The sequence below is a fragment of the Lactococcus sp. DD01 genome, assembly GCF_001578715.1.
Lineage (GTDB): Bacteria > Bacillota > Bacilli > Lactobacillales > Streptococcaceae > Lactococcus > Lactococcus petauri.
Genome location: NZ_KQ968943.1, coordinates 1 through 8,916, shown reverse-complemented (window position 1 = coordinate 8,916; position 8,916 = coordinate 1). Strand labels below are relative to the sequence as shown.

The 8,916-nt window shown below is 36.4% G+C and carries 7 protein-coding genes and 2 pseudogenes; 7 read left to right on the top strand and 2 right to left on the bottom strand.

Annotated elements, in window-relative coordinates; genetic code table 11:
- Positions 1-190: 190 nt before the first annotated feature.
- The 5 genes and pseudogenes from LACDD01_RS10335 to LACDD01_RS12475 all read left to right on the top strand — a co-directional run.
- Entirely contained in the window at positions 191-658 is a 468-nt protein-coding gene (locus LACDD01_RS10335; protein ID WP_061414988.1) for a M20/M25/M40 family metallo-hydrolase, read from the top strand.
- Positions 636-1,628 (top strand): peptidase dimerization domain-containing protein, encoded by a 993-nt coding sequence (locus tag LACDD01_RS10330; RefSeq protein WP_156468523.1) that lies wholly within the window; start codon positions 636-638, stop codon positions 1,626-1,628. Before LACDD01_RS10335 ends, LACDD01_RS10330 begins: the two co-directional genes overlap by 23 nt.
- Before the next feature lie 242 nt (positions 1,629-1,870).
- Positions 1,871-2,275 carry an MFS transporter gene (locus LACDD01_RS10325; RefSeq protein WP_061414982.1) on the top strand — a complete coding sequence of 135 codons (405 nt, stop codon included), beginning with the start codon at positions 1,871-1,873 and terminating at the stop codon, positions 2,273-2,275.
- Positions 2,276-2,406: 131 nt separating this feature from the next.
- Entirely contained in the window at positions 2,407-3,084 is a 678-nt protein-coding gene (locus LACDD01_RS10320) for an MFS transporter (RefSeq protein WP_061414979.1), read from the top strand.
- Positions 3,085-3,320: 236 nt separating this feature from the next.
- Positions 3,321-3,431 (top strand): annotated as a pseudogene (locus LACDD01_RS12475) (phage tail protein); the annotation flags it as partial.
- 657 nt (positions 3,432-4,088) lie between these two features.
- On the opposite strand, the gene LACDD01_RS12680 reads toward LACDD01_RS12475, so the two are convergent.
- Positions 4,089-4,310 (bottom strand): zinc ribbon domain-containing protein, encoded by a 222-nt coding sequence (locus LACDD01_RS12680; RefSeq protein ID WP_082779301.1) that lies wholly within the window; start codon positions 4,308-4,310, stop codon positions 4,089-4,091.
- A 1,324-nt stretch (positions 4,311-5,634) separates the two neighbouring features.
- Positions 5,635-6,525, bottom strand: coding sequence for a LysR family transcriptional regulator (locus LACDD01_RS10310; RefSeq protein ID WP_061414972.1), 891 nt, complete (start codon positions 6,523-6,525; stop codon positions 5,635-5,637).
- 199 nt (positions 6,526-6,724) lie between these two features.
- Here LACDD01_RS10310 and LACDD01_RS12675 point away from each other — a divergent pair.
- Both LACDD01_RS12675 and LACDD01_RS10305 read left to right on the top strand, forming a co-directional pair.
- A pseudogene (locus tag LACDD01_RS12675) lies at positions 6,725-6,916 on the top strand (hypothetical protein); the annotation flags it as partial.
- 695 nt (positions 6,917-7,611) lie between these two features.
- The coding region (locus LACDD01_RS10305; RefSeq protein WP_197458049.1) for a KxYKxGKxW signal peptide domain-containing protein at positions 7,612-8,916 on the top strand (1,305 nt) is incomplete at its 3' end.

The following is an 8,916-nucleotide window of genomic DNA, read 5'->3' as shown; positions in this document are numbered from 1 at the left end:
GTTTTATTATTTTCCATTACAAACTGGTGCTTCAGTGAGTTATTATGATTTCCTTTTTGAAGGAAATCAACGAACCCCTTGAGTATTATGGTAATATTTTAATGAAAAAGAGAAAGGAGGATACGAAAAACAGAGAGCTTGTGTACCAGACACCGAAGTAAACAAAATTTGATTTAAGGAGTGAATAGAGATGAATATTCAAGAAAAAATCACAAAAACAATAAATGAAAAACAGGATATACTTATTGATTTAAGTAATCGGGTGTGGGAAGCCAATGAAATTAGATTTGACACCCCCGTTTCCGCCCAGGCATTTAAAGATATTTTGCTGAATGAAGGGTTTAATTTAGAGAGTGCTGTAGGGAATATGGAACATAGCTTTGTAGCGACCTATGGTTCTGGAGAACCCACTATTGCGATGTTTGCGGAGTATGATGCACTACCTGGATTTAATCAAAATGCTTTTGCTCTAAAAGAGGAAGCGAACGTAATAGGTGGAAATGGACACGGCTGTGGTCACAACTTACTTGGAACAGGGACTTTGGCAGGAGCAGTAGCTGTGAAGGAACTGATTCAAAACGGAGACATTTCAGGAACGATTAAACTTGTAGGGTGTCCAGCAGAAGAGGCCCTATCTGGAAAAGGTTTTTTTTACTAAGTCCGGAGGAGTTGATGATATTGATGTTGCTTTATCATGGCACCCTACGGATGTTAATAGTATCTATGGCATACCTGGATACGCTGTCCTTGGTCTAAATGTTAATTTTAAAGGTACACAATCCCATGCATCTGTGGCACCTCAATTCGGAAGAAGTGCATTGGACGCTTTGGAATTGTTAAATGTAGGTATTCAATTTTTGAGAGAGCATGTGGAGCGAGATGTTCAATTCCACTATTTTATTAAAGAAACTGGAGAAAAAGCAGCTAATGTTGTCCAATCTAAAGCAAGTGGGGAATATTGGATTAGAGCCAACTCTGTGGATCAGTTGCCTGAGCTGAGAGAACGGCTCGAAAATGTCATCAAGGGCGCAGCGATGATGACGGGCACAACTTGTACGATTGAAGTTTCAACTACGTGTTGTGAGTATGTACCCAACCAATTTCTATCAAAGTTAATGCACAAGCACGTCACAAATGTTGCACAAGCAATTACGTACAGCGACGAAGAACTCGAATATACAAAACAATTAAGCGAAACAACAGAGGAACAGTCGCGTAAGTTCAGAGAAAAAGCATACCGAGATATCTTTCCAGAGGCATCGGACAAGCAGGTTGAAGACTTTATGAAACAAGCTATCGTCACTACCGTTATCCCTCCCATTTTTTTCAATGATCCAGCTGGTTCAACAGATTTAGGAGATGTGAGTTTGAAAATACCCACAGCACAAGCCTTACTTGCCTGCGAACCACAATTTACTTTGATGCACTCGTGGCAGTGGGTAGCGCATGGGAAGTCAACAGTGGCTCAGAAAGGTATGCTTGCGGCTGGGGAAGTTTTAGCTCGAATGGCTGTCGATTTATTCCAGGATAAAACATTGATTGAAGACGCACAAAAAGAATTCGAGAAGATGAGTCAAGTCCATCCGTACCTATGTTTGATTCCATTTCTAATAATTGTTATGTTGTGAGAAAATTGGTATGAAAAAGCTATAAACTGTATTATACAAGGAGTTTGTATGGAAACGAAACACAACACAACACAACAAACAATAATATCATACTCATAGGTATTTGTTTGTCGGTCTTAACTTATTGGTTGTTCAGTTCAGCCATGGTCTCTGCGGCGCCAAGTATTCAGTTAGAAACTGGGTTCTCTCCGGAAATGATCAGTCTAGCTATCAGTGTGCACGCTTAGATTGCAGGTATTACTATGGTTGCAGGTGGATCTGTAGCCGATATTTTGGGACGGAAAAAAATAATTCTATTGGGATTGGGGATATGCACTTTAGGTTCCCTTCTAATCGGTTTAACACAGAGCGGTTTCTTAATGATAACAGGTCGTATATTACAAGGTCTATCAGGTGCATTTATTATGCCCCCCTCACTGGCTTTGATCAATGTGAATTTTCAAGATGATGCAGAAAAGAAGAGAGCTATGAGCTTCTGGTCAATGAGTTCTTGGGGAGGAGCTGGACTTTCGAGTTTCTTTGGAGGGGCAGTAACGTCATATCTAGGTTGGCGCTGGATATTCTACCTTACAGCGATTACTTGTATATTAGCAATGGTATTGCTCTGGAATATAAAAGAGAGTAAGCTGATAAAAAAGTCACAATAGATTACATGGGGATGATAATTCTTGTTATCACTATATTGAGTGTTAATTTAATAATTTTATACGGGTAATCACTGGGTTGGCTTAGTCCGTTAATGATTCTAGCTTATGCTGTCTCAATTATTGGATTCACTATGTTTTGGAAAGTAGAACAAAATAAAAAGAACCCTTTAATTGACTTCTCTCTATTTTCAAGCATGCCCTTTAATGCGGCAACTATTTCTAATTTTTCATTAAACCTAATGACATCCATTGTTGGCTTTTCTATTATGTTTTATTTACAGGATGGTCGAGGTTTGCCTGCTTTTCAAGCGGGGCTTACAACAGTAGGTTACTTGACTACTCTTATTTTCTTTATTCGCATTGGCGAAAAATTGATGTCCAAATTTAATAGTATGTATCTAATGGCTGCGGGGAGTTCTATTGCGGCTGTACCGCTACTTATATTAATGTTTACTAGCGCTAGCAATATCACATATACAGTCCTATGTTTTCTAGCACTTGCTGTGATTGGCGTTGGGAATGGTGTTTATGCAACTCCTTCAACTGTAACCGCAGTTAGCGCTTCAGCTGAAGAGAAGGCCGCGGTAGCTTCTGGTATTTATAAAATGTCCAGCGCTTTGGGCTCTAGCGTAGGCATAACAATTGCTGGGGCAATTCAAACATCTATTTTAAAGGCTACGAATAATATTAATATGAGTATGAAAACTCTGATCGTTGTAGCTTGTATTACCGGTTTGTTGGGGGCTGTTGCGGCTATTCTGTGTAAAAACTCTTCAAAAAAAGCGTTACCAAATAGAATTTCTTTATAAACCACTCAACGCCCCATGGAATACTTTTCCTATTCCGCAAACCCTCAAAAAAATAATCCATAAAGCTATAGTTGACATGTTTCGTGGTTTTCTTTGTTCCTTTTGACAAATGCGTAGTATCATACGGTTAGGATTTTCGTCAGTCCCTCTCTCGTGATTAGCATGATAGTAGTATACAGGATAATCCAGAGCTTAGCGAACGCTTTACCCTTGTCTTGAAGTTACAGATCGTAGAAGTCGATGTCCCTCAAGAATTTGAAGGGAGATTCAAGTTTGAACATCAACGTTCAAAACTTGCTGGAGAGATATGTAGGTCATTTTTTGTTTTAAAACAAGGATGGATTTAGAATCTAAGAGAAAATGGAATGCAAAAAATGGCGAGGTGAATAGTGCAAGTAAAAATATGAAAGCAAAAACTCGAGGATTACAGTCCTCGAGTTTTCTTTTGTTAGCAGTGATAACTAACGCAGGTTAAATGGTACCTATAACTATTATTTTTTCTTGTCTAACCAACAAGAGATGAGATGTACAGCTACTCCAGAAACTAATGGTTGTGAACAGTACGTGTAATGTATTGGACTGCAGATAATGTTGATGCACAAAGTAATAACTTATAACCGTCAGTACCTAAAGGACGGTTTCTTTTTTAGAGGGATATGGCTTTCTTAACCCCACCTTGACGACTGACTATTAAATTTCACAGTAAGCAAATAATCATCTCACCAAGTCAAGGCTTCAAAGTTCTCAAACTCTACTTTTCTCTAAGCATGGTTTTGCCCTTTTTACCTGTAAGACTTTCTACTTCAAGATAAACGGAGGTACGTAAACAACTGTGCATCTTTCTTGTAATTTCATTTATTTTCATATTAAACCTCTTTTCTTTTGTACTAATGCCCGGAAAGGACTTATACAAGAAAAGAAAATTATATGAGAAAAGTTAAATCAAACCATAGTTCAGTTATATCGTCAGCAAGGATAGTCTATTAAAGGATACTGAATGGGAATTATAACAAGTATATCGAATTAGAAATGTTATTTTGTCCAGCGTTCAACTTTCTTAAGTTGGTATGGGTAGCCCCATTTCTACCAATTTCAAGCGTTTCTTCAAAAGTTGCATTCGGTGCAGTATACGCTCCGTTTTGGTAGCGATACTTACAGAATTTCTCAGACTTTGAATCGTCTGTTTCAGTTCTTCTCATATCTTCCTCATGTCGAGAAAGAGGCATAGCAACGTGGTTCAGGTTTGCACGTAAGGTGCAGAAAAAGCGCAGTTATGAGCGTGACAAAATTAAGAGCGATTAGAAGCCAAAGTAAGGGTCTTCCGGTCAACTACTCTACATTCACCATTCTCTAACTTCACAACGTAGATATTGTTAAAGAACGTACTCTCATCTCCTACTGTGACCGTGGCTTTCTCTCCAGTGGATAGAGTTATAGTATCATCTTTTTTTATTGATTTTTTTGATTTCATTATAGAATTATGTTCTTTGCTAGGGTGCAGTTTTACCTACTCCTTCATGTATGATTTGAACTATAACAATGGTGTATAGTTATAGATACGCACCTCGTTTTAATTTCCGAAAGTTGAGTACAAGTAAATTTTTACATGTACTAGTTTTGTTAGGGGTCTGAACCATAACGGATTAAGTAAAGTCAGTTTGCACGAACTTGGATAAAACAAAATGGGTTAGCACTGTGGTTAAAAGTTGAGGTGATTGAACTACTGATTACTTATTTATAGCAATCTCAGCTAAGTTCATTTAGAAATTGAGTAAGGATGTCTTTGTATTTTTCTAGAAAATTTTTGTTTTTTATACGTAGACATTTTTTCCCAACAGAACTCTTGGGGAAAATTGATACATACTTGTCAAATGAATTTTGTCTCTCTAAAAAGCTATAGAAATAGATGGAAATATTATTCTTTTGAGAAGCAATATTAATATTTCCTGTGGTACAGGATTATTCCCGAAAACAATTGCGGAAAAAGTTTTTCCGTTGTCAAAATAACGAGGTATTTCATGTGGGAAGCATTCAGAAACAAATTGAACTATTTCAACAAGTAATTCAGTCTTGTCGTGTCTATTAAATTGTAAAAAAAACAAAAGTATATAAAATACTCCGAAAATTAAAGATAATAATCATTATTTAGCAAACAACAATGCTTATCAAACATAGACGGATTAAATGAATTATTCTACTAGATATAGTATTATTATGCCAGAATTCTCCGTACTCATGCAACTTTAAGGAACAAAAAATCACGCTGGCAAGACGTGATATAGAATTGATAAAGATTCACTTTGTTTTTTATTGCCTCTTCCATTCTAACATATCCGATCCGAACAAGAAAAAAGAGCCGCCATAAAAAAATTACGAGAACCCTTTTTATTAATCTTATCGAAGCCGTTATAACATTTTCTTTAAAAATAAAACACGCTAAGATGTCAGTGCTCTAGATACTGATGTCTTTTGGGGGGACTTCTCATGTTTCATCGTCTTTATATTTGATGAGGTGACCACGTCCATTCATAATGATGATGATGATGATTTTTATATTGCAAACTCTTTTTTGATTTGAAGTATTGAATTTTTTATTGGGGCAATTTTCACCTCATTGTTTTTGGAGTAGCACATGTAGATGGTGAGATTTAGAGGGGGAGATAATGGCTTATATGCAAGTTGATTCTTATTGGGAAGATTTGAAAAGGAAGAGGTGGGTAAGAGTGTGATAGCGTGAAAACGAAGACAATATCCAATCAGAAACTTCAGAGAGCTAGACTTTATCTTAGAATTTAGAGTTAATTTCTGAGATAAAAAGTGTTTAGTGATGATGCGACTTAATAAATATGTGTCACCTAAAGTGCAGAGTACTTGAGAGTTGACTTCTTGAAGTGTCACAACATTTTTTTGATTGTGATTTAGTATATGTGTGTGTTCCATATAAGCTACAATTTCATCGTCAAAAATTGGAATATAATTCAAGGTGTCATTAGGTGTGGTGGCTATGAAGGCAATGTCAATTTCCCCACTATGCAGTTTTTGCTTCAAAGAAACCCCACCTTCTTCAATGATTGAAATTTGCATTTGCGGATGGCGGTTAAACAATTCAAGGATAATATTGGAGACATAACTTGGAAGAAGAGGTGGGGGTACTCCAATTTTTAGTTCTTCTTTTTTAGAAAAACTGGTGAGGTAGTTTAGTAATGTGTGATGAGCTTCCAATGTTTGAAGGGATAGAGAGTAAACATCGTATCCAAGAGCTGTAAGTCCAACAATTCTTCTATTTTGACGTATGAATAACTCGACATCATATAATGCTTCCAATGAATTAATAATTTTACTTAAGGCGGGTTGAGAAATATAATTTAATTGTGCTGTTTTTGTGATGTTGAAGTCATTTGAGACTAAGGCGATAAAATATTCTAAATGGCTAATGTTCATGTTTGAGATCCCCGTGAGTATGTTATCCCTGAGCTAGAAAAAAATATATTTTGTATATTAAGAAAATTATAAACTATTCTATAATCAAAACAAAATAAGTTGCTCAAAAGTACAGTGCATCTAATACATGGGATAATTCCGAATCTATATCAGGAAACACTGCTTTTCATTATAAGACCATGAGCCATAAAGAAAACGTCACGATAACTCCGTCATGGAAAATTTCTTTGACTTATTGAAGCAAGAAATTTATTACGACTATACCTTTACAACACAAAAAGAGTGAAGAGAAAATTAGGCTGGTTTATCTCCAGCCGAATACCGTTTAAAAAATGATAAAGGGGAAATTTCTTCTGAAATGTTCGATGCCGATGGAATTTCAGGACTATAAGCTTTAAAAAGCGGAAGTGAATCTCAGTGCAAAACTGAAAAAGAAGAATTAGTTGTCTCATCTAAGCGATACTTCTATAAAGTTAATAAAATAATTTATAGTCAAAACCACTTGTTATACGGGTGGTTTTGACTTTCAATAGACTAGACTATGTTGATTGGAGGGATCTACTTAATGTTTTTCTTAACATGCTTTGTACTGGAGTAGCGACCTTAATAGATCGTTTTTTACTTTAAAGTGGGTTGGTAGAAGTGTGCACCTTGATGCGCCGTTTTTAAACAAATCGAGAAAGAAATCGGGTAAAGGTTCTATCGGGATGTTTTTCGCTTGTATGCAAAAAAGTTATGAAATACATTCCTAAAAGGTATTTTTTTATATAGCTGATTTTTACCGTAATATTATAGGTGTCCACTTACTTTCAAAAAATAAGGTTATTTCTAAAGTATATTGTCAAGATAAACAAAAATTTTGTTTGAATAAGGCTCATTTTTCAAATGTGTAGTAATAGACTATATATACAGACGGATTTTAACTTTCAACCAATAAGGAGGTGTCTCATCAGATAGAAAAGTTTTATATCTTAATTATAAAAATGTTGTGGAAAATAATGTGTTGTAAAAACTATATTTTTTTGAGAAAGATCAAAATATTACAATTTAGGTTTAATATAACACCAATGCAGAAGGAATTAATGATTGAAAAATAAGAAAAAAGGCTTAATAAAGCAAGTAACTCGTTTCAAAATGCACAAATCAGGGAAGTTCTGGGTAGTTTCCAGTTTGACGCAATTCAGCTGGTTGAATTTATCGAAGAAAACAGCCCGTCAAGTTAAAGCAGAAGTCAAAGCAGAAGTAGATAATGATGCTTATCAACGCTTATATGAGGAAGATGACTCAGATCCGGACCATCTGGGACAAGGTTTGAAAATCCTCACTGGCCTTGCTGCAGGATTAGGAGTTGGTATAGTTGGTGATGGTTTAGTAGGAAATCATGCATCAGCGGAAGAAGTTGGTATTGAAAAACAACAATCAACAGATGTGCTTGCTCAAAAGGACAGTGTAGCTATCACGTTAGGGGCTTCGGAATCTGTATCAGAAAGCACAGCTTCATCGCTGTCTGAATCAGAATCAGTCTCGGATAGCTTGGCTTTACAATCAGAGACGGATCTAAGGGCATCGGTAGTACCTTTTGCCAAGTTGGAGGGTTTTGAACAGATTGAAACAGGGGCGTACACTTATAATTTAGGGGCTTGGTTCAATGATAATCTATTAGGACATGCGACAAGGGATATCCATGGCGAAATTAATACGCGTTCAGGTAATTTTAACGGGAAAGCATGGAATGACGCTCTTGCTGCAGAAAACGGTCTGACGGATGACTTCAAAATTACATTGAAAACCAATAATGGTGAGTATGTGAAATGGGAGGAGAAAATTGGTCCTCTTGACGTCGGTCACGTAGGTGTCAAAATTAACTTCTCATTTGTGGATGAATTGTACGCTCCAGGAGCAGGAGAAACTTTTGATATTACTTTCCATATGAATGGTGCAAATCATACCTTTACTTTGCCTAATAATGCGTACGATGCTTCTGTTTCTAGTTCAGAATCAGAATCACTGAGTGGCTCAGAAAGTACATCCGTATCAGAAAGCACCTCAGATTCAGAGTATCCATCACTCTCAATCAGTGAGTCAGAATCATTGAGTAGTTCAGAATCAGGTGCATCGTTGAGTGAATCGGATTCAATCAGTGCGTCAGAATCGTTGAGTAACTCAGAAAGTGAATCGTCATCAATTTCAGAATCACTCAGTGTATCTGAATCAGAAAGTACATCAGATTCAGAATACCCATCACTCTCAACCAGTGAGTCAGAATCATTGAGTAACTCAGAAAGTGATTCAGAAAGTACATCAGAATCAGTAAGTGTATCCGATTCAGAATCAACAAGTAGCTCAGAATCAACATCCGATTCATCATCAATCAGTGAATCAGAATCATTG

Coding starts and splice junctions, on each gene's coding strand:
- LACDD01_RS10320 (WP_061414979.1), top strand. CDS start 2,407: ATGTTTTGGAAAGTAGAACAAAATAAAAAGAACCCTTTAATTGACTTC.
- LACDD01_RS10310 (WP_061414972.1), bottom strand. CDS start 6,525: ATGAACATTAGCCATTTAGAATATTTTATCGCCTTAGTCTCAAATGAC.
- LACDD01_RS10325 (WP_061414982.1), top strand. CDS start 1,871: ATGGTTGCAGGTGGATCTGTAGCCGATATTTTGGGACGGAAAAAAATA.
- LACDD01_RS12680 (WP_082779301.1), bottom strand. CDS start 4,310: ATGCCTCTTTCTCGACATGAGGAAGATATGAGAAGAACTGAAACAGAC.
- LACDD01_RS10335 (WP_061414988.1), top strand. CDS start 191: ATGAATATTCAAGAAAAAATCACAAAAACAATAAATGAAAAACAGGAT.